Raw genomic sequence first — 25,105 nt, forward strand, 5'->3', positions numbered from 1 at the left:
AAAGGATGAACCGACGGCGCGGGCAGTAGTGCAGAGCAACACAGCGCCTCACGGGAGTCCTGTATTCCCTCCGCGGCTACCACCTCTTTAGTCATCGCGCTGCCTCAAAGAGCGTTACGCCCAATCCTCGTGGCCCGAGTCACACCCCATAAGGGAGCGAAAGACCACTGAACTGGACAGATCACCGCTCCTGGCTCCGGCAGCCGCGCGGAACGCCCACTCGGCGCGCGCACGGCCGTTCGCGCGCGCCGGATGAGCAATCCCGCGCTGAACCGTCCCGTCCGTACGGTCCCGTCACCCGGTCAGTGCTCGCGCGGGGCGGGGACGACGCGCTCGACCTCCGGGTGGGCGACCAGCAGTTGACGCATCGCCGCCTCCGCTCCCGCGGCGTCGCCCGCCCCTACGGCGTCGACGATCCGGAGGTGCTGGCCGACGCCCGCCTCGGTGGGCCGGTCGCAGCCGCTGGCCGAGGCCCCGGAGACGTGCAGGGCGGCCGAGACGATGCCGGCGAGGTGCTCCAGCATGCGGTTGCCGGCGACCTGCAGCAGGAGGGAGTGGAACTCGGCGTCGGCGCGGGAGAAGGTGAGCGAGTCGCCCTGGGCCAGGGCGTGCCCCATGATCTCGGCCATGTCGGCCAGCCGCTGCTGGACGTCCTCGCGGCCGTGGCCCGCCGCCAGCCGCGCGGCGAGCGGTTCGATGGTCCAGCGCAGCTCGCACAGCTCGCGGCGCTGGTCCTCCCGCTGCGGGCCGAAGGCCCGCCATTCGATGATGTCGGGGTCGAGCAGGTTCCAGTCGCTGACCGGGCGGACCCGGGTGCCGACGTTGGGGCGGGCGCTGACCAGGCCCTTGGCCTCCAGCACGCGCAGGGACTCGCGGACGACGGTGCGGGAGACCTCGAAGCGCTGCCCGATCTCCTCCGGGACCAGCGGGCGGTCGGCGCCCAGGTCCCCGGAGACGATCATCTGGCCCAGCTGCTGGACGAGCTGGCCGTGCAGCCCGCGGCCGCGGCTGCCGGCCGCGCGGCGGCCCGCGCGGCCGAGCTCCGCCTCGCCCTCCCAGGCGGGCGGGGCGCCGCGGTCGGGCCCGTGGGCCTCGGCGTAGGAGTAGCGGTCAAGCTCGCCCGGGCCGGCGAGGCCGGAATCGGCGGGGCGAGCCGCGGTCATCATGGTGTGCGCAAGGGTACTCACGCTTCCTTTGTCGGCTACACCTTCTGGCCCCTTGAGGTCTTTGGTGAAAAGCACACGAAAGGGTGATCGCCCATTACCTTACAATTGACGCCCAAATGGACATTTGGGCGCCTGGTTCACGGCAGAGTGAATACGGAGTGTCACAACCTCCCGCTCGCCGCTTCCTTGTCCGGACGGTGCCGTGGGCACATCTGCCTCGGTCGTGACCCGGAGGCGGTCCCGGCACCCCCGGACTGATTGTCACTCTGCGTGGACCGCTGTGCCGCTCGTTCGCATAGCACAGCCTCAGCGCACCCGCCCGCGCAACACGGTGAGGATGTAAGCCCCTCCGAGCCCTGCGAGGGCCAGCGCGAGCGCCCATCCGACCGGCTGGGACATCAGTCGCAGCACTGCTGTGAAGCCCTGGTCCATTCCGGAGGGCCACTGGACAACGGCGGTCGAGCGCAGCCGCTCCGGCAGACCGGTCAGCGAGCGCACCGCAGGCCGGGCGAACAGTCCGCTCAGGACGGGAACTACGAACACCGGCACCGCCAAGACGGCCAGCAGCCCCAGTCCGGTGGACCGGAAGAGCCCTGCGGCGAAGAGTCCGGCCCAGGCGCAGCCCACCGAGAGCGCGGACCAGCCGGTCAGTGTGACGCTCCAGTCGTCCGGAAGGACAGCGACCGGCTCTCCGAAGAGCAGGCGCAGGACAGCGGCGTCGACACCGATGGAGGCCAGCGCGAGGAACACGGCGGCAGCGGCGGTGACCGTGAGCTTGGCGCCCAGCAGACCCAGGCGGCGCGGAACGGCGCCCTGGTCCGGTCCGAGAGCGGGGTAGCGGAACTCCTGCCCGAAGGCGAGCGCACCCAGCAGCCCGGCGCCGAGGACGACCGGCGGGAGCGGGAACGCGAGCGGCCAGCCGGTGAGCAGGCGCAGTGCCGGCGGGTTGCCGGTACGGGCGAGCAGCACGGAGACGACCAACGAGGCGGCCAGGGCCACGGCCCCCACCGTCCAGCCGGTGCGGACACCTGCGCAGCGGCGCAGTTCATAGCGCAGCGGCCAGACAGGACCGGGTGCGGGCCGGCGCTTGTGCAGGCGGGGAGGCGTGCAGGGCGAGGAGCCGTCGGCGTGCTGCTCCTCGGCTCCGGCTGCGACCGTGCCCGCCGCGCCGCCCGCGGCCTCGGGCGTACGGCCGTCGGCGCGCTCCAGCGGGGTGACGGGGCCGGTGTCGCCGGTCTCCTCGGTCAGGCGGTGCACCAGGATGCCGTGCCGGTACGCGACCTCGCCGACAGCCGCACAACTGCTGCCGTAGACATGGAGCCGGCTGCCGCCGTCGAACGCGACCTCGACGGGAGGGCCGGGCTGCGCATCCGCCGCTGTCTCGGCCTCCTCGCCGAGGATGTGGGCGAGCCGTGCGGCGTGCGGCGAGCGGACGACGACGCGCGGGCGCAGCCGGCAGGCGGCGAACGCGGCGGCTTCCTGGTCCGCGACGAGCCGGCCGTGGTCGATGGTGACGACCTGGTCGCCGAGGCGGGCCGCTTCCACGGCGTCGCGCGAGGTGACGAGGACGGCGCCGCCCTGGGCCGCGTAGCCGCGCAGCATTCCGTGCAGCCATGCGGTCTCGCGGGGGGAGAGGCCGTGGGCCGGTTCGTCGAGGATCAGCGTGTGGGGATCGCCGAGGAGCGCGGCGGCCAGGCCGAGGCGGCGGTCCATGCCGAGGGAGAACCCGCCCAGGCGCTGGTCGGCGAGGCCGCTGAGTCCGACGACCTCCAGGACGTCGTCGGCGCGTTCGACGGGGACCCCGGCGGCGGCGCTGAGCATGCGCAGGTGCCCGCGGGCCGTCCGTCCGGGGTGGCCGGGGACGTCGCCCAGGAGCATCCCGATCTCCCGGGTGGGGTGGGGGACCTGGTCCAGGGGGCGGCCGCGGAAGAGGGCGACGCCGCGTCCGGGGTCGAGCCTCAGCATCAGGCGCAGGGCGCTGGTCTTGCCGGCTCCCGGCTCGCCGAGCAGGACGGTGACCCGGCCCGGGCGGGCCTCGAAGGTGAGGTCGTCGACGGCGAGTGGCTTGTTGCGGCGGGGGGCGCTGGTGAGTCCGATGGCCTGGATCATGGCTTCTCTCGCGGGCGCGTGACGTGATTCGACCCGGCGCGCGGGATCGGCGGTGACCGGCGGGTTACGACGGCGGCTCGGCGCGCGGGGGCGGGAGGACGTACCGCAGCACCGTAACCCTGTATGTCTTATTTGCTACGCAATGGCGGCTGTTCTGGGGTGTGTCACCCCGGATGGACGGCTCCGCAGGGCGGACCTCCGGCCCGTCCTGCGGCTCACGCCTCGGGACGCAGCATCGGCGGGTTGAGCAGCGTGGCCCCGCCCGCCCGGAACAGCTGTGCCGGGCGCCCGCCCTGACGCGTCGTCGTACCGCCGGTGGGGACCAGGAAGCCGGGAGTGCCCGTGACCTTGCGATGGAAGTTGCGCGGGTCCAGCGCGACGCCCCACACCGCTTCGTAGACCCGGCGCAGCTCGCCGACCGTGAACTCCTGCGGGCAGAACGCGGTGGCCAGCGAGGAGTACTCGATCTTGGAGCGGGCGCGCTCGACACCGTCCGCGAGGATGCGGGCATGGTCGAAGGCGAGCGGAACGGCCTGCTCGCCGTCGCGCCCGTAGCCGGTTTCCTGGTCCAGCAGCTCCTCCACCGGCGCCCAGCGGACGCTGCGCGCGTCGCCTCCCGCCCGCGGGGCCGGCAGGTCGGGGGCGAGGGCGAGGTGTGCCACGCTCACCACCCGCATGCGGGGGTCGCGCTTGGGGTCGCCGTACGTGGCGAGCTGTTCCAGGTGCGCGGCATTGGGGACCACGGAGCCCGCCGGGTCGTGGGCGTGCAGGCCGGTCTCCTCGGCCAACTCCCGGGCGGCCGCGGTGGTCAGGTCCTCGTCGGCCCGCACGAATCCGCCGGGCAGCGCCCATCGGCCCTGGAACGGGGGCTCACCACGGCGCACGGCCAGCGCGCACAGCGCATGGCGGCGCACGGTCAGCACGACCAGGTCGACGGTCACGGCAAAGGGCGGAAAGGCCGACGGGTCGTAGGGCATGACGCGATCATAGTCGTCTGCCTGACGATAAACAGGCTCTTGGACCACGCTCGCGGGCGCTCCTTCGGTCGGTCCGGCGTGCACGGCGCTCACATCCCCAACTGCAGGCCGCCGGCGGCTTCCTCGACCATGCCGAGCCCGAGCCTGCTGATCCTCACGGCGAAGGGCTGCCCGGCGACGCGCAGCCCGGTGAAACGCAGGGCCCCCAGCGGCGCACTGCGCAGCGGCCGGACCGCCACGCTGCCCCCGGGCACATCCGGCCGCACCCCGGCCAGCACGGTCAGGAGCTGGACCGCGCCGGCGGCGGCGACGGCCGCTGGTCGGCAGGCGGCGGGATGCGGCAGCGGCACGCTCCCCCTGGCCCGCTGTTCCCCCGCGTACATCTCCGGCAGCCGGTGGCCGAAGGCCTCGGCGGCGTCGACCGCTCCTCGCAACAGCCCGCTCGCCTCGTTCTCGTATCCGGCCGTCGCGAGGCCCGCGACGGCCACAGCGGTCTCGTGGACCCGCACGGCGCCGTTCCGGTGTCCGAACGGGTTGTACCCGGCCTCCTTCGAACCGAGGCTGCGCAGCCCCCAGCCGGAGTCGAGAGCGGGGCCGCCGAACAGCCGGGCCAGCTGCTCGGTCTGCACCTTGTCGAGCAGCCCCGGGGCGGCCCGGCCCTCCCCGAGCAGCCCTGTGTCGAGCAGGTGCGCGGCTGCGCAGCCGAGGTGGGATATCCGGCGGCCGTCGGGGGTGAGGCAGGCCACCGGTCGGCCGCCGCCCACGTCGTCGGTCCAGAAGTCCTCCCGGAAGCGGCGCCGGAGACCGGCGGCCCAGTCGAGCAGCTCCTCGGCACCGGGCCGGCCGAACGCCGTCAGGAGGTCCGCACCGAGCAGCGCCGCCCGGTGCGCATGGGCCTGCACCTCGCAGCGGTAGGGGCCGCCTGGCACCGGGTCCGCGAGGTACCCGCCGTCCCCGGCAGCCGCACGGAGCCAGGCCAGGCACCGCTCGGCCGCCGGCACGAGCGGTGCCGCCTCCTGCGGAGGAAGCCCCCACCGCCAGGCCTCGGCCAGAACCGCCGGGAAGAGCAGCGTCGCCTCGACTCCCGTGCAGCCGGGCGGCACATGGGCCCCGGCGTGCCGCAAAGGTCCGGGGATGCGGCCGGCGTCGGGGCCGGATCCCGCGAGCTGGGTGCGTGCCAGCGTGCGCAGCGTCCCTGCGGCGAGCCCGGTGCCGAGCGGAAGGGCCATCCGGGCGGCCCACAACGCCTCGGCCGGCGAGAGGCGGCCGCAGCGCCACGGAATGCCCGCGGCGAGGTGGGCATCGCCCGGGTGCACCGGATCGCGCACGAGCAGGGCGCGCAGATCCTCCAGGCTCGCCGCCAACAGGGCAGCGGCCCGCGGGTCGTCGCCTTCCGCCTCCGCGTCGCTCCACGGGGGCGCCCCGCCGCGGTCTCGGCTGCTGCTCCCGCCCGGCTGCGGGCGGCCCGGGGCGTCCGGCCGGACCCGGAGCTCGACGCTGTGGCTGCCGCCGGGCGGCAGCCGTATCTCCCAGCACAACAGGCCCGCCGAGGCCAGGACATCGCCGGGCGCCGGGTCGGCGGTGACCACCGCCTGCCCGCCGGGGCCCGACCAGCGCAGCCCCGAGGCGTGCACACCCGCAGGGAGCTCCGGCCCGGCCAGTCCCGCTGCCACGGCTCCCAGCTCGGCGAGGTCGGTGCCCAGGGACACCTCCAGGGCCAGCCGCACCTCCTGGACCGCCGCGCTGCGCAGGGTGATGCGCTCGGTGCCCTCTGCGTCCCGCAGCCGCTCGACGGTGACGGCCGGGTCGGGCCCCGCGTCGGCCGGCGTCCGCACCGTGCCGACGAACCGGGCCCGTCCCGCGGCGACCATGCGCCCCTGCACGGGCACCGGCTCGGCGCCCGCGACCCGCACCCTGCACCGCGCGAGCAGACGCCGCCCGCCGCGGTAGAAGCCGTCGAGACCCTGGCCGGTCAGCTGCCCGTGCTCACCGGAGATGGCCAGGGCGGGCAGTGCGACGCAGATCAGCACCCCGTGCACAGGGGCCGGTGCGGGAGGGCGTCCGCCGCCGGGACGCCGGGGTGCGGGCGGGCGGTGGGCCTGCTGACCGTTGGGGGCAATGCCTTGCACTCGTCTGCGCTCCCTGGGGGCATCACGGTCCGGATCTCGAACAGCCATTGCGGGCTACATGGGTGAACGGCGCGGGGCCCGCCGAGGTCACGGTGGCCGTTGCGCAGCGCGGTCACTGCCGGCTCCGCGCGCCCCGCTGCCCGGTGCGCCGCCGCGGCCGGGCCTTGCCCACGGGACCGTTGGCCGTCGCCGGGCCGACGGGACCGTCCGTCGCCGCAGGGCGGCGGCGCCTGGTGGGCAGTGTCTTTCCCGCCGCCGTCCTTCCCGCCACTGTCTTTCCCTCTGCTGTCGTTCCCTCTGCCGACTTCTCCGTCATCGTCTTCTCCGCCGCCGGGGAGGCGCCCGTCCTCTCCCCCGCTCCCCCGGAACGGCCCGCCCTCGCGCGGTCGCTCCCGGCAGCGTCCGCCTCCGCCTCGACGGCGGCGGCCAGCGCCCGGCCGGCCCGCTCCCGGCGGAGGCAGCGGCGCAGGAGCTCCGGGTCCAGGCCCTCGTTGCAGGCACGGTGCAGCAGCTGGGCGAAGAGGTATCCCGGGTCGATGTCCAGCGCGCCGCCCAGGGCGACCCTCGCCTCGGGGTGGTCCCCGAGGGACCAGGCCACCCAGCCGGCCAGGGCGAACGGCGCCGTGGCGTGCTCCTGGTACGGCGGCACGCAGCGACGGGCGAGGGCCCGCCAGAGGCGCAGCGCCGCCGGGGCCTGCGGGCCCTCCATCCACTCGGCGGCCCGGTCGCGCGCGGCGCGGTCCTGCAGGCCGATGATGATCGTCGCCGCTTCGTCGGCGCCGATCAGCGCATCGTCCCGCGCGTCGGCCGCTGCGCGCTGTGTGCCGGGCTCCGCCTCCTGGAAGCGGTCCAGCAGCAGCCGCACCAGATCCAGCGTTTCCTGCCGGACCGTCTCGCAGTCCGTGCCGCTCAGGATGCGGGGCACGAGGTCGGCGGCGGCCCCGTCCAGCGCCCGCAGCTGTGCCTCGGCCCGGTCCCCGGTGAGCGGTGCGTAGCGGGCCTCCATCTCCCGCAGCGTGCCCCGGACCTGGATGCCTGCGTAGGCGGCGGCCGCTGCCATCACCGACGTCCCCGGGAGGGCCAGCGGCACACCCTCCGGCGGGCAGCAGCGTTCGTCGGGGCAGCAGTAGGACCAGAACCGGCCGCCGGAGATGCACAGTGCCTCGAAGACCGGCACGTCGAGGCTGCCGCATGCGACACGCAGGCACTGCGCGAGCGGCTGGAGCCGCTCCATGACCTCCGATGCCGTCTCCCCCTCGCCGGGGTCCCGGCAGAGGAACAGCACGATGCCGTCGGGCCGGGCGCCCCGCTTGGCGCTGCCCGCGACCAGGGTCTCGGCGAGCTGGTCGCACACCTCGGGCCACTCGGCCCGGCTGCCGGGGATGCCGAGCCTGAGCCGCCCGCCGAAGCGGCCGCGATCACCGTGCAGCGCCACCATGACGATGCTGTCGGTTGGGTGAAAGCCCATCAGATATGGGAGGGCGTCGGCGAGTTCGGCCGGACTGCGGAGGGTGATCTGGGTTTCCGGCCGGGGGTCCCAGGGCGTGGTCGAGGAGTCGGCGGAGGCTGCGGACGGGCGGGATGTTTCGTCGCGGTTGCTCATGACCCGAGGGTCCCGTGAGCCCGCCGCAGCCCGCCAGCCCTGTGGATAACTCCTGCCATATGGTCCTACTAATGCTGAGGGCTGTGGACAGCGCGTTCGCGCGGTGTCGGTGGTGTCGTGTTGCATGGGGGCATGACCAACGAAGCCCTCCGTGCCTCGGCCGACGCCGTCCTCGCCCGTCTCGTCGGAGACACCACGGGCGAGGCGAGACTGCGCGAGGACCAGTGGCGAGCGATCGAGGCGCTGGTCGCCGACCGCCGCCGTGCCCTCGTCGTCCAGCGCACCGGCTGGGGCAAGTCCGCGGTGTACTTCGTGGCCACGGCACTCCTGCGCGAGCGCGGCAGCGGGCCCACGGTGATCGTCTCCCCGCTGCTGGCGCTCATGCGCAACCAGGTGGAGGCGGCCGCGCGCGCAGGCATCCGGGCGCGCACGATCAACTCCTCGAACACCGAGGAGTGGGAAACGGTGCAGGCCGAGATCGCCGCGGGCGAGGTCGACGTGCTGCTGGTCTCGCCGGAGCGCCTCAACAATCCCGACTTCCGCGACCAGGTGCTGCCCAAGCTCGCCGCCGCCACCGGCCTGCTCGTCGTCGACGAGGCGCACTGCATCTCCGACTGGGGCCACGACTTCCGGCCCGACTACCGCAGACTGCGCACTATGCTCGCCGAGCTCTCCCCCGGCGTCCCCGTGCTGGCGACGACGGCCACCGCCAACGCCCGTGTCACCGCGGACGTCGCCGAGCAGCTGGGCACGGGCGAAGGCGCGGAGAAGGCGCTCGTCCTGCGCGGTCCGCTGGACCGGGAGAGCCTGAGCCTGGGCGTCCTCCGGCTGCCCGACGCCGCGCACCGGCTGGCCTGGCTCGCCGACCACCTCGACGAGCTGCCCGGCTCCGGCATCATCTACACCCTCACCGTCGCCGCCGCCGAGGAGGTCGCGGCGTTTCTGCGCCACCGCGGCCATACCGTCGCCTCCTACACGGGCAAGACCGAGAACGCCGACCGCCAGCAGGCCGAGGAGGATCTGCTCGCCAACCGCGTCAAGGCGCTTGTGGCCACCTCCGCGCTGGGCATGGGCTTCGACAAGCCGGACCTGGGATTCGTGGTCCACCTCGGCTCCCCTTCCTCCCCCATCGCCTACTACCAGCAAGTGGGCCGCGCCGGGCGCGGGGTGAAGCACGCCGAGGTGCTGCTGCTGCCCGGCCGTGAGGACGAAGCGATCTGGAAGTACTTCGCCTCGCTGGCCTTCCCCCCGGAGGAGCAGGTGCGCCGCACTCTCGATGTGCTGGCGGCATCGGACGTCCCGCTCTCCCTCCCCGCGCTCGAACCCCGGGTGGAGCTGCGCCGTTCGCGCCTGGAGACCATGCTCAAGGTCCTCGACGTGGACGGCGCCGTCCGCAGGGTTCGCGGCGGCTGGACGGCGACCGGCCGCCCCTGGGAGTACGACGCCCAGCGCTACGCCTGGGTCGCCGAGCAGCGCACGGCCGAACAGCAGGCGATGCGCGACTATGCGGCGACGACGGCCTGCCGGATGGAGTTCCTGCGACAGCAGCTGGACGACGAGCAGGCCGCCCCGTGCGGACGCTGCGACAACTGTGCAGGGCTGCGGTTCACCGCCGACGTGTCCGAGGCGACCCTGAGTGCTTCGCGGGGCGAACTCGGGCGTCCCGGCGTGGAGGTGGAGCCGCGGCGCATGTGGCCGACGGGGCTCCCTGCCGTCGGTGTTGATCTCAAGGGCCGTATTCCCGCGGGCGAACAGGCTGCCCCAGGGCGTGCCCTCGGCCGGCTCTCCGACATCGGCTGGGGCAACCGTCTGCGCCCGCTGCTCGCCCCCCAGGCTCCGGACTGCCCCGTTCCGGACGATGTCGCCGCCGCCGTGGTGACGGTCCTGGCCGACTGGGCGCGCGGGCCCGGGGGTTGGGCCTCCGGCGCCCCGGAGGCCCCCGCCCGGCCGGTGGGCGTCGTCACCCTGGCCTCGCGCACCCGGCCGCAGTTGATCCGGTCCCTGGGCGAACATATCGCCGATGTCGGCCGCATGCCCCTCCTCGGCACGGTCGAGTACCACGATCCCCACACGGATACCAGAGTGCCACGCTCCAACAGTGCCCAGCGCCTGCGCGCGCTCGAGGGCGCACTCGCCGTGCCGCCGCCCCTTGCGGAGGCACTTGGCGCCGCAGGCGGCCCGGTGCTCCTGGTCGACGACTTCACCGACTCGGGCTGGACGTTGGCCGTCGCTGCGCGGCTGTTGCGGCGGTCCGGGGCCAAGGGGGTGTTTCCGCTGGTCCTGGCCGTGCAGGGATGAGTGGGGACGAAGGCGGGCAACGCCGCCGGGAACGAGCGCAGCGGAGGGGGGAATTCAGTCGGCGGACCGCCGATACCGGTCACGGGTAGGAGCCGATCGTTGCCGCACGGCCGTCGATCCCGGGAGAATTGGCCCCGGCTCCCCGCTCCCGCCCGTCCACGGCTTCCGTGGCCGGCTGCCGCGGTGTGCGTTCCTGCCCGAACTCCCGCCCGGACACGGGCGTGCAGACGAAGGGAGAAGCATGGCCTTCGGCTTGGCTCCGTCTCCCCCGGCCGATCCCGTTCCCCGTCTGGGCAGGCTCCTCGAGCCCGCCGCGTGGGCCGCATGCGGCGTCCCGCTGCTGCGCAACCCGCGCGAGGTCGTCACCGGACTGCATACGCGCCATCGGCCCACGCCGACCACGGCCGTGGTCGCCGTGCTCGACCCGGACGAACGGCTCGCCGCGAGCGCTTCCTTCGTCAGGCGCACGGATCTGTCCGACGGCTGGGAGCTGCGCAATGCGCTGCTCGCCCAGTTGCGCCGGGTGATCCCGCACGACTTGCGCAGACGCGTTCCCGTCCGCACCGCCGTGCTGCTCTACTGCCGCGAGGGCGAGGCCCATTGGACGCCGGAGGACGGCGCCTGGATGTGGGGACTGCGCGACGCCTGCAGCCTGCACGGGCTGCGCTGCGGCGCGTACATCACGCTGACGACGGCCGGCTGGCACATCCTCGGCGAAGGCCGCAGCGGACGGCAGCCATGCTCCCTGGCACGTGCCGCCGCGCCGCTCAGTGCCGGCGGCGGGGCGCCCGGGGCGCACCGTCACACGGCGGCCCGGTGATCGCGCGGGGCAGCACCATGCGCCGCCGACGGCCGGGGCGACCCGGCCCTCGGCGGCGCGGACGTCAGACGCCGGTGGCCAGAAGGGAGTTGACCCGCTGCGGGTCGCCGCAGACGATCAGCAGGGCGCCGGCCCGGGCCATGGCCGCGGGAAGCGCAGCGGTCACGGCGGAGTCCGAACCGCCGTTGACGGCCAGGACGACGACGGGCCGGGATGCCGCACGCTGTGCGTCGGCGCCCGCGTAGAAGACGTCGTCGGCCGCGTCGTGCTGCGCCCAGTACGACGCTTCGCCGAAGGACAGCTCGTGCGCGGCCCACGGGTGCGGGTCGCCGGTGGTGAGCACCAGGACCTCGCCGGGGGCGCGCCCGGTGTCCAGCAGCAGGTCGACGGCCTCGTCCGCGGCGTCCAGGGCACCCTCCACGGAAGCGGGGATGAGCTGGATCTGCGGGGTGGCCGCCGGAGCCGTCCGCTGCGGGGTACGCGGGGACGGGACCGCTGCCGGGCCACGCTGGGCGCCGGGGTTGCCGGGCCGCGCCGGGGCCGGGCGGGGGCCGGGACCAGGGACAGGACGGGGGGTCGACGCCGTGCGGCCGACGGCCGCCACTGCGCGAGGACCCGGGACGCTCTCGTGAATCTGAGGCTCCTCGGGGATGAGAGGCATGACTTGATGTTTATCAAACGCCGGTGCGGGCTGCGTCGGCGGGTACCGCTTGGGCCGGTCAGAAGTCGAACCCGAGCTGCCCGCCCGCTTCCAGGGAAGCACCGGTACGGGGCTCAGGAAAGACCCGAACCCGCTTCAGGTGCTGCCACTTCGGCAGTGTGTCCAGGTAGGACCAGGACAACCGGTGGTACGGGGTGGGGCCGAGCTCCTCCAGGGCCGCACGGTGCACCGGCGAGGGATAGCCGGCGTTGTCGCAGAACCCGAAGTCCGCGTGCTCGGAGCCCAGTTCGGCCATCATCGCGTCCCGCCGGACCTTGGCGATCACGGATGCCGCCGCGACGACCACGCAGGACTGGTCGCCCTTGATGACCGTACGGACCTTCCACGGGTCGCCGAGGTAGTCGTGCTTGCCGTCGAGGATCACCACCTCGGGCCGTACGGGCAACGCGTCCAGGGCGCGGGTCGCGGCCAGCCGCAGGGCGGCCGTCATACCCAGCTCGTCGATCTCCAGCGGGGAGGCGTCGCCGAGCGCGTAGGCGGTGACCCAGCTCTCCAGCACCCCGGCGAGCGCCAGGCGGCGCTTGGGGGTCAGCAGCTTGGAGTCGGTGAGGCCGTCCGGCGGGCGGCGCAGACCGGTGACGGCTGCACACACGGTGACCGGACCGGCCCAGGCACCGCGGCCGACCTCGTCGACACCGGCGACGATCTTGGCTCCCGTCGTCGCTCGAAGCGAGCGTTCGACGCTGTGGGTGGGCGGTTGGTAGGGCATGGCGTCAGCAAGGTTACGCTCCCCGGGGCGTCCGGCGTCGCCCCGCCCCCGGGTCCCCGTCCGGATCAGTGCGGGGCCGTGGGGAGCCAGTCGGGCAGGGCCTCGGTGAGCTCCAGCCAGCCGGCAGGCGGAGCGCCACGTTCCGCAGCCGCGACGACTCCCCCGGCGATGGCGCAGGTGGTGTCGATGTCGCCGCCGGCCCGGGCCGTCGTCCAGAACGCCGCTTCGAAGGAGCCGAGGTTGCGGGCCGCGGCCCACAGCGCGAACGGCACGGTGTCGTGGGCGCTGGTGCGGCGCCCGCAGCCGAGCACGGCGGCGACGGTCGTCGCGTCGCCGTAGTCGAGCATGTCGCGGGCGCGCCGCAGGCCCGCCTGCACCGCGCTCCTGGGCACGAGCGCGATCACCCCGTCCAGAAGGCTCTGGGGACCGGCCGGCCCGGCCGGTCCCGCGACGATCGCCGCCGCGGCCGCCACGGCCATGCTCCCGGCCACCGCCTCGCGGTGCTGGTGCGTGGTGTACGCGGAGATCTCCGCCTGGTGGGTGGCCTGCTCGGGGTCGTCCGCGTACCAGGCACCGAGCGGGGCGACCCGCATGGCGGCCCCGCTGCCCCAGGACCCCTGCCCCTTGAACATCGCGGCTGCCGGCTCCCGCCAGTCGTCACCCTTGGCGACCCGGTGCAGCAGGTCGGTGACCCTCCCGCCGTACCCCCGGTCCGCGTCGTGGTGCTCGGCGAAGGAGCGTGCCAAGGCGTCCTGGTCGATGCGTCCGTGCTCGGCGAGAACCGTCAGCACGGAGCAGGCCATCTCGGTGTCGTCGGTCCACCGCCAGGGCCCCGGAGGCAGCTGGCGGCGCTTGAGCGACGGGTAGTTGACGGGCGAGAAGAACTGGGAGCCGAGGGCGTCGCCCACGGCCAGCCCGCGCAGACTCGCCAGGGCTCGGTGGAATCTGTCAGCGCTCATCGCAGCGAACTCTAACCGGTGAAGCCGTACGGTTCGGGTGTGCACCAGCGCTCGAAGGGCCGGTCGAGGTGGTACCGGCCGTCGGCACCGAGCAGCAGCATGCGTGTCTCGGCGTTGCCCGGGTTCGACAGGCACTCGAACTCGGCGACGGTCCAGTGCAGCCAGCGCATGCAGAACAGCCGCATGGTGAGACCGTGCGTGACCAGCAGGACGTTCGGCGGATGGTCGGGGTCCTCGAAGCTGCGCCACAGGCTCTCCAGGAAGGCGCCCACCCGGTCGTAGACGTCGGCGCCCGACTCGCCCTGCGCGAAGCGGTAGAAGAAGTGGCCGTAGGCGTCCCGGCGGGCCTTCTGCCTGCGCACGTCCTCGCGGTCCTGCCAATTGCCCCAGTCCTGTTCGCGCAGGCGCGGCTCCTCCCGGACCCGGACCCGGGCCGGGTCGAGTTTCAGCAGGTGGAAGGTCTGATGGGTGCGGCGGTAGGGCGAGACGTAGGCGGAGACGTGCTCGTCCCCGAACAGCTCGCGCAGCCGTACGCCGGCCTCCTCGACCTGCCGGCGGCCGCTCGCGGTCAGGCTCAGGGCGTGGTCCGGCTCCCGCTCGTAGACGGCGTCGTCGACATTGCCCTCCGACTCTCCGTGCCGGATGAGAACGATGCGCCGGGGCCGTGCCATGCCGCCACCCTAGAACGCCCGTCCGCCGCGCGCCGCCTGCACTGCCCCACGGACAGCGCGTCGACGGGCACGTGCAGACGGATCGGGCGGGCGCGGAAGGCCATCCTGTTGCCGTCCTGGGCCGGCCGGGTGCGGCGCGGCGCGCCACTGCTCGTACACCTGCTCCCGGCGACGGCACACGGCCGCCCGTTCGGCGACGAATCCGGCGTAGCCGCCGCCGTAGCGGACCAGTGTCCTGCGGTCCTGCGGTCGAGGTCGACCCTGCCGGGGGGCGCCCGCAGGGTGTCCTCCAGCCGGTCCAGGGCGGCTCCGTCCAGGTGGTTGGCGGGTTCGCCCGCCTCCGGCTCCCGGAGCCCGGGCGTTCACACCGTCCAGGACGGTTCCATCTCCACGACGTCACCCGTGATCGCCGCGACGTCGGCCTCCGTCTGAGCGCGCAGGGCGAGCCGTTCCACCCGCTCCGCGCGGTACTTGCCGTGCTCGGCAACGGAGTTCCACATCGACAGCACGAGGAACTCCGGCCCGGGCGCCTGGCCGAAGACACCGCGCAGCATCCCCGGCGAGCCGGCCATCGCCGGGTTCCACACCTTCTCCTGCATCAGGGTGAAGTGCTCCTCGCGTTCCGGGCGCACCCGGCAGTGGGCGATGCGCACCACGTCCGCATCCGTGAACTGCGGCCGGAAGCCCACCTTCACATCGAAGCGGTGCTCGAACAGCCGCACTTGGATGTTCTTGTACGTGCCGGACTGGGCGGCCGCCAGCCTGTCGTGGGACCGCGCCATGAAGGAGTCGTAGAACGCACGGCTCTCCCAGAAGCCGAACAGGTGGGCCACATCGGGGCGTCCGCGGCTCCAGCCGCCGCCCTGTCCCCGGAACCCCGGTTCACCGAGCAGTCCCGCCCACTTGCGCTGCCCCCGCTCGAAGCCACGGCGGTCCACCACGGTGCAGCGAATCCACTTGACCAGCACCGGGACATCGTACGGCCCGCGCAGTGATCCGCATCAGGGAGCGCAGGAGTACACCCGGGCGAGCGCTCCGGTGCAACTCGGCGCCCGTTTCGCTCCCCGCACCACGGTCTCCCGCGCCACGGCCGCCGAACGCCGATGGCGGAACCGGCAGGTGCCGGCTCCGCCATCGGACCGTCAGCAGTGCATCAGCTGCAGCCGCTGGTCGAGCCGCAGCCCTCGCAGAGGTAGCAGCTGCCCGCACGGCGCATCTTCGTGCCGCAGGAGAAGCACAGCGGCGCGTCCGCGTTCAGTCCGAGCTGCATCTCCACCAGCTCGGTGGAGTTGTGGGCCTGCTTGGGCGCCGGAGCCACCGCGGCCGGCTGGGCCGGGACCTCGGGCTTCGGAGCCTCCGTCCGGCGCGGCGCGGACTGCGCCAGACCCTCGACGTCGACCTCCTCGTCGGACGGCTCGTACGAACCGGTGTCCAGGTGACGCTGGCGCTCCTCGGCGGAGTGGATGCCCAGGGCCGAGCGGGTCTCGAAGGGCAGGAAGTCCAGCGCCAGGCGGCGGAAGATGTAGTCGACGATCGACTGCGCCATCCGCACGTCCGGGTCGTCCGTCATACCGGCCGGCTCGAAGCGCATGTTGGTGAACTTCGAGACGTAGGTCTCCAGCGGCACGCCGTACTGCAGGCCCACCGAGACGGCGATGGAGAAGGCGTCCATCATGCCCGCGAGGGTCGAACCCTGCTTGGACATCTTGAGGAAGACCTCGCCCAGGCCGTCGTCCGGGTAGGAGTTGGCGGTCATGTAGCCCTCGGCACCGCCCACCGTGAAGGAGGTGGTGATGCCCGGACGGCCCTTGGGCAGACGCTTGCGGACCGGGCGGTACTCGACAACCTTCTCCGCGACAGCGGCGGGGGCGGCCTCGGCCTTCTTCTCCTCCTCCTTCTTCTTGGCGGAGAGCGGCTGGCCGACCTTGCAGTTGTCGCGGTAGATCGCGAGGGCCTTCAGGCCCATCTTCCAGCCCTCGAAGTAGACCTCCTCGACCTCCTCGACGGTGGCCGACTCGGGCAGGTTCACGGTCTTGGAGATCGCGCCGGAGAGGAACGGCTGCGCGGCGGCCATCATGCGCACGTGGCCCATGGCGGAGATCGCGCGCTCGCCCATGGCGCAGTCGAAGACCTCGTAGTGCTCGGACTTCAGGCCGGGGGCGTCGACGACATTGCCGTGCTCGGCGATGTGGGCGACGATCGCCTCGATCTGCTCCTGCTGGTAGCCCAGGCGCTTGAGCGCCTTGGGGACCGTGTTGTTCACGATCTGCATGGAGCCGCCGCCGACGAGCTTCTTGAACTTGACCAGGGCCAGGTCCGGCTCGACGCCCGTGGTGTCGCAGTCCATCATCAGGCCGATGGTGCCGGTGGGGGCCAGCACCGAGGCCTGGGCGTTGCGGAAGCCATGCTTCTCGCCGAGGCGGACCACGTCCTGCCAGGCCTCGGTCGCCGCGGCCCACACCGGGGTGTCCAGGTCGTCCATGCGACGGGCCGCGGTGTTGGCGTCCGCGTGCTGCTGCATGACGCGCTTGTGGGCGTCCGCGTTGCGGGCGTAGCCGTCGTACGGGCCGACGACCGCGGCCAGCTCGGCGGAGCGGCGGTACGAGGTACCGGTCATCAGCGAGGTGATGGCACCGGCGAGCGCACGGCCGCCGTCGCTGTCGTAGGCGTGGCCGGTGGCCATCAGCAGGGCGCCGAGGTTGGCGTAGCCGATGCCCAGCTGGCGGAAGGCGCGGGTGGTCTCACCGATCTTCTGGGTGGGGAAGTCGGCGAAGCAGATGGAGATGTCCATCGCCGTGATGACCAGCTCGACGACCTTGGCGAAGCGCTCGGCGTCGAACGACTGGTTGCCCTGCTCGTCGTCGCGCAGGAACTTCATCAGGTTCAGCGAGGCGAGGTTGCACGAGGAGTTGTCCAGGTGCATGTACTCGCTGCACGGGTTGGACGCGGTGATCCGGCCCGTCTCCGGCGAGGTGTGCCAGTGGTTGATGGTGTCGTCGTACTGGATGCCCGGGTCGGCGCACTGCCAGGCGGCCTCGGCCATCTTGCGGAAGAGCGCCTTGGCGTCGATCTCCTCGATGACCTCACCGGTCAGGCGGGCGCGCAGGCCGAACTTCGAGCCGGACTCCACGGCCTTCATGAACTCGTCGTTCACGCGGACCGAGTTGTTGGCGTTCTGGTACTGGACGGACGTGATGTCGTCGCCGCCCAGGTCCATGTCGAAGCCCGCGTCGCGCAGCGCGCGGATCTTCTCCTCCTCCTTCACCTTGGTGTCGATGAAGGCCTCGACGTCGGGGTGGTCGACGTCGAGGACGACCATCTTGGCCGCGCGGCGGGTGGCGCCGCCCGACTTGATCGTTCCTGCGGAGGCGTCGGCGCCGCGCATGAAGGAGACCGGGCCGGACGCGTTGCCGCCGGAGGAGAGCAGCTCCTTGGAGGAGCGGATGCGGGAGAGGTTCAGGCCGGCGCCGGAGCCGCCCTTGAAGATCATCCCCTCTTCCTTGTACCAGTCGAGGATCGACTCCATGGAGTCGTCGACGGAGAGGATGAAGCAGGCGGACACCTGCTGCGGCTGCTTGGTGCCGACGTTGAACCAGACCGGGGAGTTGAAGCTGAAGACCTGGTGCAGCAGGGCGTAGGTGAGCTCGTGCTCGAAGATCTCGGCGTCCGCGGGGGAGGCGAAGTAGCCGTGCTCCTCACCGGCCTTGCGGTAGGTGAGCACCACGCGGTCGATGAGCTGCCGGAGGCTTGCCTCGCGCTCGGGCGAACCGACGGCGCCGCGGAAGTACTTGCTCGTGACAATGTTGACCGCGTTCACCGACCAGAAGTCGGGGAACTCGACGCCACGCTGCTCGAAATTGATCGAGCCGTCACGCCAGTTGGTCATGACGACGTCACGACGCTCCCAGACCACCTCGTCGTACGGGTGCACGCCGGGGGTGGTGTGGATGCGTTCGATGCGCAGACCCTTGCCGCCCTTGTTTCCCTTGGAGCGGGAACCTCGTGCCGGGCCGCTCGTCGTCTCTGTCATGCCGCCTCCCTCTACGGGCAAAACGCCCTCATGCGCCCATTTCTTCCGTGGCGCGATGTGTGTCTGTCACCCGGGAACGCCGAGCGTTCCGGGCAGGTCTGGTGTGCCGCCGCCTCAGTCGGCGGCGACGGCGGGCGCGGGGACTCCGGGGGTGTCCCCGCCGCGGCCGCCGGCATCGGTTGCGGAGCCTTCGCAGTCCTCGGCGGGCGCGGGACCGGGGGCACCGGCGCGGAGTTCCGCGACGGCCGCCTCGAAGTCCTCGAGCGAGTCGAAGGCCTGGTAGACGGACGCGAACCGCAGATACGCGACGAGATCGAGGTCCTTGAGCGGGCCGAGTATGGCGAGCCCGACGTCGTGCGTGGAGAGTTCGGCGCTGCCCGTGGCACGCACCGCCTCCTCGACCCGCTGGCCGAGCTGGGCCAGCGCGTCCTCGGTGACCGGGCGGCCCTGGCACGCCTTGCGCACGCCGGAGATGACCTTGTTGCGGCTGAAGGGCTCGGTGACCCCGCTGCGCTTGATCACCATCAGCGACGCGGTCTCGACGGTGGTGAACCGGCGGGAGCAGTCGGGGCACTGGCGGCGCCTGCGGATCGAACAGCCGTCATCGGTGGTCCGGCTGTCGACGACACGGCTGTCGGGGTGCCTGCAGAAGGGGCAGTGCATGGCTCTCCACCCTCCTTCACCCTCTGGGTAACCCCGAGAAACCTCGAGAAAACTGTGCACGATCTCCGCTTCGACGGGCCCTGGGAGGGACCCCGCGAAGCAGCCCCCAGCATAGGCGATGGCCGCGACCGGGATTGACCGGGGGAGGGCCGCCGACCACAACTTGTGGGTAGCCGCCGCAATCAAACCACTAGATCTGGTGCCGGGCGGCCAATGACCCACAGCGCGTGTCGCGCCGCGGAGGCAGGACACGAGCGTACGCGAGGGGTCCTGGCGGCATGTCCGCACGCCTTCTGATGCCACACTGGACACGGCGATGCGGCGCCGGCCGCACGGCGCCCGCAGGCCCTGACGGGCGCTGCCGCGAACCGGCCGGAACGGGTCGGTCCGCGACCGGAGCCACCCGGTCGGCGGCCCTCCGCGAACCGGCGGACTTCGGATCGAAGAGTACCGTAATGGGTGGAATCGATCTCCGTCCGCACAGGCCGTACACCCTGCCGTCTGATCACGTCAGCCAATCTGCGATATTTCACTCGAACGTGTGTTTGGCGCAACCTTTCGAAAGCAACTACCGTTGTCCAGCTAGGGAGAACATCTCGAGAGGGGCCGACGTGACCACCACCGCAGACAGCGCCACCATCACCGCCCAGGACCGCTCCCAGAACCGACTCGACCAGACACACCCGATGAATGACGCAGCCATGAACGCCGAGGGGCAGAAGCCGGCCCGCTCGCTCCCCGGACGCCCACCAGGAATCCGTGCGGACAGCTCGGGCCTCACGGACCGGCAGCGCCGTGTCATCGAGGTCATCCGGGACTCCGTCCAGCGCCGGGGATATCCCCCCTCCATGCGCGAGATCGGCCAGGCGGTGGGGCTCTCCAGCACCTCCTCCGTGGCCCATCAGCTGATGGCGCTGGAGCGCAAGGGCTTCCTGCGCAGGGATCCGCACCGCCCGCGCGCCTACGAGGTGCGCGGCTCCGACCAGCCGAGCACCCAGCCGACCGACACCACCGGCAAGCCCGCCGCCTCCTACGTCCCCCTCGTCGGCCGGATCGCCGCCGGCGGGCCCATCCTGGCCGAGGAGTCCGTCGAGGACGTCTTCCCTCTCCCCCGCCAACTCGTGGGCGACGGCGAGCTGTTCGTCCTGAAGGTCGTCGGCGACTCCATGATCGAGGCCGCGATCTGCGACGGCGACTGGGTGACGGTCCGCCGTCAGCCCGTCGCGGAGAACGGCGACATCGTGGCGGCCATGCTCGACGGCGAAGCCACCGTCAAGCGCTTCAAGCGCGAGGACGGCCACGTCTGGCTGCTGCCTCACAACGCTTCCTACCAGCCCATCCCCGGCGACGAGGCGACCATTCTCGGCAAGGTCGTGGCCGTGCTGCGCCGGGTGTGAAAGCCCCGAGAGACCGGGCCCCGGAACCACTGCGCCGGTTCCGGGGCTCGCCTGTGCCGCCGGGCAGGTCCTAGCCCTCCGCGGCCTTCGCCGCCGCGTCGATCGCGGCCAGCGAGCGGCGCACCTGATTGCGGTCCGTGGTGTACCAGAAGTCGGGCATCGAGGCCCGGAGGAAGGATCCGTAGCGGGCCGTCGCCAGGCGCGGGTCCAGCACCGCGACCACCCCTCGGTCCCCCGCCGCCCGCACCAGGCGGCCCGCGCCCTGCGCCATCAGCAGCGCCGCGTGCGTCGCGGCCACGGCCATGAAGCCGTTGCCGCCGGCCTCCTCGACGGCCCGCTGCCGGGCGCTCATCAGCGGATCGTCGGGACGTGGGAAAGGCACCCGGTCCATCACCACCAGCTGGCAGTTGGCCCCCGGGACGTCGACGCCCTGCCAGAGCGACAGCGTGCCGAACAGGCACGTCCTGGCGTCCCCGGCGAAGGTGCGGATGAGCTCGCCGAGCGTCTCCTCGCCCTGCAGCAGGATCGGCATGTCGAGCCGCCCGCGCAGCGCCTCGGCGGCGGCCTGCGCCGCCCGCATCGAGGAGAACAGGCCCAGCGTCCGCCCGCCTGCGGCCTCGATCAGCTCGGCCAGCTCGTCGAGCATGTCGGTGCGGCTGCCCTCCCGCCCCGGCTGGGACAGGTGCCGGGCGACGTAGAGAATGCCCTGCTTGGGGTAGTCGAACGGCGAGCCGACGTCCACGCCCTTCCACTGCGGCAGGTCCTCGCCCTCGACGCCCTCGGGGGCCAGGCCCAGCGACGCCCCCACCCCGTTGAAGTCGCCGCCGAGCTTGAGCGTGGCCGAGGTGAGGATCACCGAGCGCTCGCTGAAGAGCTTCTCGCGCAGCAGACCGGAGACCGAGAGCGGCGCCACGTGCAGCGAGGCTCCGAAGCGGTCGTGCCGCTCGTACCAGACCACGTCGTACTCGGAGCCCTGCACGATGCGCTCGGCGACCGCGTGGACGTTCTCCACGGCGCCGAGGGCCTGCTTGCGGACGGCGTCCTCGTCCTGGACGGACTTGTCGCGGGTGTTGCCGATGGCCGTGATGACCGTGCGCGCAGCGTCGCGCAGGGCCATCAGGCAGTGGGCGAGGTCCTCGGGGAGCTGCTCCAGGCGGCCGGGCAGGGCCAGCTCCATGAGCCGCTCGAAACTCTCGGACGCGGTCTGCAGGGCGTCCGCGGCCTTCTCGTCGACCAGCTTCGCCGCGCGCCGCACGGCGCGGTTGACCTGGCCGGGGGTGAGCTCGCCGGTGGCGACGCCGGTGACGCGGGAGACCAGCTCGTGGGCCTCGTCGACGATCAGCACCTCGTGGCCCGGGAGCACAGGGGCGCCCTCGATCGCGTCGATGGCGAGCAGCGCATGGTTGGTGACGACCACGTCGGCGAGCTTGGCCCGCTCACGGGCCGCCTCGGCGAAGCACTCGGCACCGTAGGCGCACTTCGAGGCGCCCAGGCACTCCCGGGACGTGACCGAGACCTGCGACCAGGCGCGGTCGGAGACGCCCGGGGTCAGGCCGTCGCGGTCGCCCGTCTCGGTCTCGTCCGCCCAGTCGCGCAGCCGCAGCAGGTCCTTGCCGAGCTTGCTCGTCGGCGCTGCGGACTCGAAGACGTCGAAGAGGCCGTCCTCCTCGTCCTGGGGCGCGCCCTCGTGCAGCCGGTGCAGGCACAGGTAGTTGGACCGGCCCTTGAGCATGGCGAACTCCGGGCGGCGGCGCATCAGCGGGTGCAGCGCCTCGACCGTCCTCGGGAGGTCCCGCTCGACGAGCTGGCGCTGGAGCGCGAGCGTCGCCGTCGCGACGACGACGCGCTCGCCGTGGGCCAGGGCGGGCACGAGATAGCCGAGCGATTTTCCGGTGCCGGTGCCGGCCTGGACGAGCAGATGGGAACCGTCCGCGATGGCTTCCGCCACGGATGCGGCCATGGCGGCCTGACCGGGCCGCTCGGTGCCGCCGACGGCGGAGACGGCGGCGTGCAGCAGGTCGGCGAGGGAGGGCGAGGAGGAGGGAGTCATAGCGCAGTCAGCCTAAAGGGCGGCAGTGACATCAGGCTGCCGATCGGAAGAAGCCGAGGTCAGAGCAGGCCGCGCAGGGCACGGTCGCGGATCATCAGCCCCGCGCGCTTGCCCGCCGGTTCGATCTCCCGGGTCAGCCGGAAGCCCGCGCCGAGGAAGGCGGCGACGGAGGGGGTGTTGCGCAGGTCGGGCTCCGCGACGACCCGGGTGCACGAAGGGCGGTGGTCCAGGACGTGGTCGGCGACCCTGCGCAGCAGGTGGGTGCCGAGGCCCCGGCCCCGGTCGGCCACCCTGCCGATCAGCAGGTGCAGCCCGGTGTCGTGCGGGCGGGCCGGATAGTGCCGGGCCACGGGGTCGAGGTCCGCACGGTAGACCTCCCAGTAGCTCATGGGGACGCCGCCCAGCACGCCGAGGCAGGGGATGCTCCGTCCGTCGCCGTCGAGCTGGGCGCGGAGGTGGTCCGCGGTGACGCTCTCGGGCCCCGCCAGCTCCCAGAAGGCGGCGACCGCGGGATCGTTCATCCACTGCGCCACGAGCGGCAGGTCGCGCCCGATGCGCACGGGGACGAGCTGGAAGGGCCCCGCATCGGTGCTCACGGGGCCCCAGTCGGCCAGCCCGTCCAGGAGGTCCGGGCCGCGGCCGGCGGCCGGCGCGCCCGGACGGTCGCAGGCGACGAGTTCGATGAAGTCGCCGTCCCACGGCCCGTCCTGCGACTGCGTCGGCGCGTCCTGCAGCTCCTGCGTCAGGGCGCGGGCCAGTTCGTCGGTGAAGGCGTCGGCCGTGCGCAGTTCGAGCGTGTCGCCCTCGCCGACGGGTCCGGCGGTGCCGTCCGCCCCGTTCGCCCCGGGGCCGGGCGTCGCGGCGCCCATCAGGCGGGAAGGGCAAGGGGGTTGGCGATCGTCACGTACGCCGACTGCGTCTCGACCGGACCGACGAGCTCGTCGAGCCCTCGCAGCTGGGTGAGCATGTTGGCCTTGCACCGCAGTACGGCGGAACCGAGCAGGTGACCGGGGAGGGAGGAACGGGTGGAGGCGGGGCCGGTGGAGGAGTCCTGCAGGAAGCGGCGGAGGGCGGCGAGCAGGATCCGTTCGTCGGCGAGGTGCTGGGAGCCGAACGCCCCGATCACGCCGAGGATGTTGTTGACGCCCAGGTAGTACGCGAAGCGCTCGTCGGCCACCTCGTCCGGGACGAAGGTGTCGCTGTCGCGGCCGATGCCGGGGAGCCGTTGTTCCAGGTCCGCCCGCCGGGATGCGCGGAAGTAGTAGCCCTGGTTGTCGCGGTAGCGCCCGCCGACGGGCCAGCCGTCGCGGTCCAGCAGCACGAGGGTGTTCTGCTGGTGCGCCTCCAGGGCGATGCCCGCCTCGCCGTCGAGCCACAGGAGCGGCCGCACGATCGCGTCCAGATAGCGAAGGAACCACTCTGCCGAGACGGCGCCCGCCGGCCGGCCGGTCCGGTGGGCCAGACCCGCGACGATGTGGGCGAGCCGCGAACGCACCGCGGGCTGTCCGGAGGGAGCCGCCCGCCCGGGCCACGGGCGGGGCGAGAGGAGGCCTGCGACGCACGCGGCGTCGTCCCCGGGGCCGAAGGGGTTGTGCCGGACGACCACGTCCAGCCCGCGCACCGGCGTCCCGTCGGGGGTGTCCACCGCGAGCCAGGCGGGGTCGCGCACGATGTCGAAGCCGAGCCCGCCCGAGCAGGCCGTGCGCCACCGCTCGGCAAGTCCGCTGCGCAGCAGCCGGTGCACCTCGACACCGCGCCGCAGCTCCTTGCGGAGGTTCTCCCGGCGGGAGTTGGTGATGCGCAGGCCGAGGGAGAGCTTCAGCATCACGGGGGCGCCGGGCCGGTGCACGGTGCGCACGGAGGAGGTGGGGAACCACGGTTCGCCGCTCGCCCCGAGGTCGTGGAGCAGGCCCTCGGAGAAGAGCCTGGCCACATCGTGGCGGCGCCGCAGGGTGCGGGCCTGCCAGGGGTGGAGCGGCAACGCGACCATGTCGGGCGGGAGTTCGGCCTCCAGGGCCGGTCCGGCGAGACGGGCCGTCAGGGTGGGGGCGTCGACGCCGCGGCCGCGCTCGGTCCAGGCCGACTCCGCGGCCAGCGCGGAGCGGTGGACGGCGAACCAGTGCAGCGGGAACGATCCTCTCGTCTCCGGCGAGAAGTCGTCCGCTTCGGACTCGGCGAGCCCTTCACGGCTCTTGGGCGCGGGGTGGAGCGGGTGACCGAGGATCAGGGACTGTTCGCCGTGCAGGAAGAGGTGGCCGGTGTCCGGGTCGGCCGGCCGGGCGCGCCGGTCGGCGAGGAATGCGGCGGTGCGGTGCACCGAGTCGACGACGCGGCCGACGAGTCCGGCGGCGTCCCGCGCGGCGGGTTCGTCCGTCCGCGCCGCGTGGTGTGCGGCCTCCCGGCCGAGCAGGGCGGCCAGCGTGACGGCGTCGACGGCCGGGGCGTCGTCGGGGCACCCGCCGAGCACGGGTGCGCCGAAGCGGTGCCACCCGGTGACGGACCAGTAGTGCACCGGTACGTGGAGAACGGTTCCGCTGGCGGTGAGCGGCACGTACAGGGTGTCGCCGTGCGGCTGGGCGACCCCGTTCTCGCGCACCCAGCAGCGCAGCAGGTTCTCGGTGGCGGCGGCGTCCGCGGCGACGGCCGGGTCGGGGTGGTCGAGGGGGTCGGGCCCACTGTGCGGCGGGGGTTCGTGGGGAGCGGCGGGGCGGGGCACGGTCGTCGCGGGGGACGGCGGCTGTGCGTCCGGAACGGGAGGGCCGACGGTGGCCGCATCGGCGTACGGAGATGCGCTCATGAGTGT

The 25,105-nt window shown here is 73.0% G+C and carries 18 protein-coding genes; 3 read left to right on the forward strand and 15 right to left on the reverse strand.

The window, feature by feature from the left end; translation table 11 throughout:
• Window positions 1-302 precede the first annotated feature (302 nt).
• The 5 genes from HG542_RS19380 to HG542_RS19400 form a co-directional block, all read right to left on the reverse strand.
• Window positions 303-1,241 (reverse strand): FadR/GntR family transcriptional regulator, encoded by a 939-nt coding sequence (locus HG542_RS19380; protein ID WP_308111454.1) that lies wholly within the window; start codon window positions 1,239-1,241, stop codon window positions 303-305.
• 231 nt (window positions 1,242-1,472) lie between these two features.
• The gene (locus HG542_RS19385; protein ID WP_171083151.1) at window positions 1,473-3,275 is read right to left on the reverse strand and encodes an ABC transporter ATP-binding protein; all 1,803 of its coding nucleotides are present in this window, start codon (window positions 3,273-3,275) and stop codon (window positions 1,473-1,475) included.
• Between the two features lie 215 nt (window positions 3,276-3,490).
• Window positions 3,491-4,252 (reverse strand): NUDIX hydrolase, encoded by a 762-nt coding sequence (locus tag HG542_RS19390; RefSeq protein WP_171083152.1) that lies wholly within the window; start codon window positions 4,250-4,252, stop codon window positions 3,491-3,493.
• A gap of 89 nt (window positions 4,253-4,341) precedes the next feature.
• Entirely contained in the window at window positions 4,342-6,429 is a 2,088-nt protein-coding gene (locus tag HG542_RS19395) for a glycogen debranching N-terminal domain-containing protein (RefSeq protein WP_171083154.1), read from the reverse strand.
• A 64-nt stretch (window positions 6,430-6,493) separates the two neighbouring features.
• Window positions 6,494-7,984 carry a DUF4192 domain-containing protein gene (locus tag HG542_RS19400; protein WP_171083156.1) on the reverse strand — a complete coding sequence of 497 codons (1,491 nt, stop codon included), beginning with the start codon at window positions 7,982-7,984 and terminating at the stop codon, window positions 6,494-6,496.
• A 132-nt stretch (window positions 7,985-8,116) separates the two neighbouring features.
• On the opposite strand from HG542_RS19400, the gene HG542_RS19405 reads away from it, so the two are divergent.
• Window positions 8,117-10,282, forward strand: a complete 2,166-nt coding sequence (locus tag HG542_RS19405) for a RecQ family ATP-dependent DNA helicase (protein WP_171083158.1) — start codon at window positions 8,117-8,119, stop codon at window positions 10,280-10,282.
• Window positions 10,283-10,523: 241 nt separating this feature from the next.
• Window positions 10,524-11,102 (forward strand): hypothetical protein, encoded by a 579-nt coding sequence (locus HG542_RS19410; protein ID WP_171083159.1) that lies wholly within the window; start codon window positions 10,524-10,526, stop codon window positions 11,100-11,102.
• 64 nt (window positions 11,103-11,166) lie between these two features.
• Here HG542_RS19410 and HG542_RS19415 read toward each other — a convergent pair whose 3' ends face one another.
• From HG542_RS19415 to nrdR, 7 genes are all read right to left on the reverse strand, one after another.
• Entirely contained in the window at window positions 11,167-11,763 is a 597-nt protein-coding gene (locus HG542_RS19415; protein ID WP_171083161.1) for a hypothetical protein, read from the reverse strand.
• A gap of 58 nt (window positions 11,764-11,821) precedes the next feature.
• The gene (rnhB, locus tag HG542_RS19420) at window positions 11,822-12,532 is read right to left on the reverse strand and encodes a ribonuclease HII (protein ID WP_171083162.1); all 711 of its coding nucleotides are present in this window, start codon (window positions 12,530-12,532) and stop codon (window positions 11,822-11,824) included.
• 65 nt (window positions 12,533-12,597) lie between these two features.
• Complete coding sequence (locus HG542_RS19425) at window positions 12,598-13,491, reverse strand: ADP-ribosylglycohydrolase family protein (RefSeq protein ID WP_171083165.1); 894 nt, start codon at window positions 13,489-13,491, stop codon at window positions 12,598-12,600.
• A gap of 11 nt (window positions 13,492-13,502) precedes the next feature.
• The gene (locus HG542_RS19430) at window positions 13,503-14,162 is read right to left on the reverse strand and encodes a histidine phosphatase family protein (protein WP_171083166.1); all 660 of its coding nucleotides are present in this window, start codon (window positions 14,160-14,162) and stop codon (window positions 13,503-13,505) included.
• 362 nt (window positions 14,163-14,524) lie between these two features.
• Window positions 14,525-15,130 carry a YdbC family protein gene (locus HG542_RS19435; protein WP_171083168.1) on the reverse strand — a complete coding sequence of 202 codons (606 nt, stop codon included), beginning with the start codon at window positions 15,128-15,130 and terminating at the stop codon, window positions 14,525-14,527.
• 185 nt (window positions 15,131-15,315) lie between these two features.
• Window positions 15,316-18,192, reverse strand: coding sequence for a vitamin B12-dependent ribonucleotide reductase (locus tag HG542_RS19440; protein ID WP_171083170.1), 2,877 nt, complete (start codon window positions 18,190-18,192; stop codon window positions 15,316-15,318).
• 114 nt (window positions 18,193-18,306) lie between these two features.
• A complete protein-coding gene (gene nrdR, locus HG542_RS19445) occupies window positions 18,307-18,855 on the reverse strand; it encodes a transcriptional regulator NrdR (RefSeq protein WP_171083172.1) in 549 nt (182 codons plus the stop codon).
• Window positions 18,856-19,466: 611 nt separating this feature from the next.
• Between nrdR and lexA the strand changes: the two genes are divergently transcribed.
• The gene (gene lexA, locus HG542_RS19450) at window positions 19,467-20,252 is read left to right on the forward strand and encodes a transcriptional repressor LexA (protein WP_171083174.1); all 786 of its coding nucleotides are present in this window, start codon (window positions 19,467-19,469) and stop codon (window positions 20,250-20,252) included.
• Between the two features lie 70 nt (window positions 20,253-20,322).
• Here lexA and HG542_RS19455 read toward each other — a convergent pair whose 3' ends face one another.
• Genes HG542_RS19455 through HG542_RS19465 form a run of 3 tightly spaced genes read right to left on the reverse strand, consistent with a single transcriptional unit; the run spans window position 20,323 to window position 25,099 of the window.
• Window positions 20,323-22,302, reverse strand: coding sequence for an ATP-dependent DNA helicase (locus tag HG542_RS19455; RefSeq protein WP_171083175.1), 1,980 nt, complete (start codon window positions 22,300-22,302; stop codon window positions 20,323-20,325).
• A 59-nt stretch (window positions 22,303-22,361) separates the two neighbouring features.
• Window positions 22,362-23,171 carry a GNAT family N-acetyltransferase gene (locus HG542_RS19460; protein ID WP_171083177.1) on the reverse strand — a complete coding sequence of 270 codons (810 nt, stop codon included), beginning with the start codon at window positions 23,169-23,171 and terminating at the stop codon, window positions 22,362-22,364.
• Window positions 23,171-25,099: an IucA/IucC family protein gene (locus HG542_RS19465; RefSeq protein ID WP_171083076.1), complete on the reverse strand. Its 1,929-nt coding sequence runs from the start codon at window positions 25,097-25,099 to the stop codon at window positions 23,171-23,173. Before HG542_RS19465 ends, HG542_RS19460 begins: the two co-directional genes overlap by 1 nt.
• Window positions 25,100-25,105: the final 6 nt, after the last annotated feature.

The sequence above is a fragment of the Streptomyces morookaense genome (assembly GCF_013030945.1).
Classification (GTDB): Bacteria; Actinomycetota; Actinomycetes; order Streptomycetales; family Streptomycetaceae; genus Streptomyces; species Streptomyces morookaensis.

Excerpts from the sequence above, each read along its gene's own strand:
- HG542_RS19385 (WP_171083151.1), bottom strand. The coding sequence starts at position 3,275 with ATGATCCAGGCCATCGGACTCACCAGCGCCCCCCGCCGCAACAAGCCA.
- HG542_RS19390 (WP_171083152.1), bottom strand. The coding sequence starts at position 4,252 with ATGCCCTACGACCCGTCGGCCTTTCCGCCCTTTGCCGTGACCGTCGAC.
- HG542_RS19460 (WP_171083177.1), bottom strand. The coding sequence starts at position 23,171 with ATGGGCGCCGCGACGCCCGGCCCCGGGGCGAACGGGGCGGACGGCACC.
- HG542_RS19425 (WP_171083165.1), bottom strand. The coding sequence starts at position 13,491 with ATGAGCGCTGACAGATTCCACCGAGCCCTGGCGAGTCTGCGCGGGCTG.
- HG542_RS19395 (WP_171083154.1), bottom strand. The coding sequence starts at position 6,429 with ATGGCTGTTCGAGATCCGGACCGTGATGCCCCCAGGGAGCGCAGACGA.
- HG542_RS19415 (WP_171083161.1), bottom strand. The coding sequence starts at position 11,763 with ATGCCTCTCATCCCCGAGGAGCCTCAGATTCACGAGAGCGTCCCGGGT.
- HG542_RS19465 (WP_171083076.1), bottom strand. The coding sequence starts at position 25,099 with ATGAGCGCATCTCCGTACGCCGATGCGGCCACCGTCGGCCCTCCCGTT.
- nrdR (WP_171083172.1), bottom strand. The coding sequence starts at position 18,855 with ATGCACTGCCCCTTCTGCAGGCACCCCGACAGCCGTGTCGTCGACAGC.
- HG542_RS19430 (WP_171083166.1), bottom strand. The coding sequence starts at position 14,162 with ATGGCACGGCCCCGGCGCATCGTTCTCATCCGGCACGGAGAGTCGGAG.
- rnhB (WP_171083162.1), bottom strand. The coding sequence starts at position 12,532 with ATGCCCTACCAACCGCCCACCCACAGCGTCGAACGCTCGCTTCGAGCG.
- HG542_RS19405 (WP_171083158.1), top strand. The coding sequence starts at position 8,117 with ATGACCAACGAAGCCCTCCGTGCCTCGGCCGACGCCGTCCTCGCCCGT.
- HG542_RS19455 (WP_171083175.1), bottom strand. The coding sequence starts at position 22,302 with ATGACTCCCTCCTCCTCGCCCTCCCTCGCCGACCTGCTGCACGCCGCC.
- HG542_RS19410 (WP_171083159.1), top strand. The coding sequence starts at position 10,524 with ATGGCCTTCGGCTTGGCTCCGTCTCCCCCGGCCGATCCCGTTCCCCGT.
- HG542_RS19440 (WP_171083170.1), bottom strand. The coding sequence starts at position 18,192 with ATGACAGAGACGACGAGCGGCCCGGCACGAGGTTCCCGCTCCAAGGGA.
- HG542_RS19400 (WP_171083156.1), bottom strand. The coding sequence starts at position 7,984 with ATGAGCAACCGCGACGAAACATCCCGCCCGTCCGCAGCCTCCGCCGAC.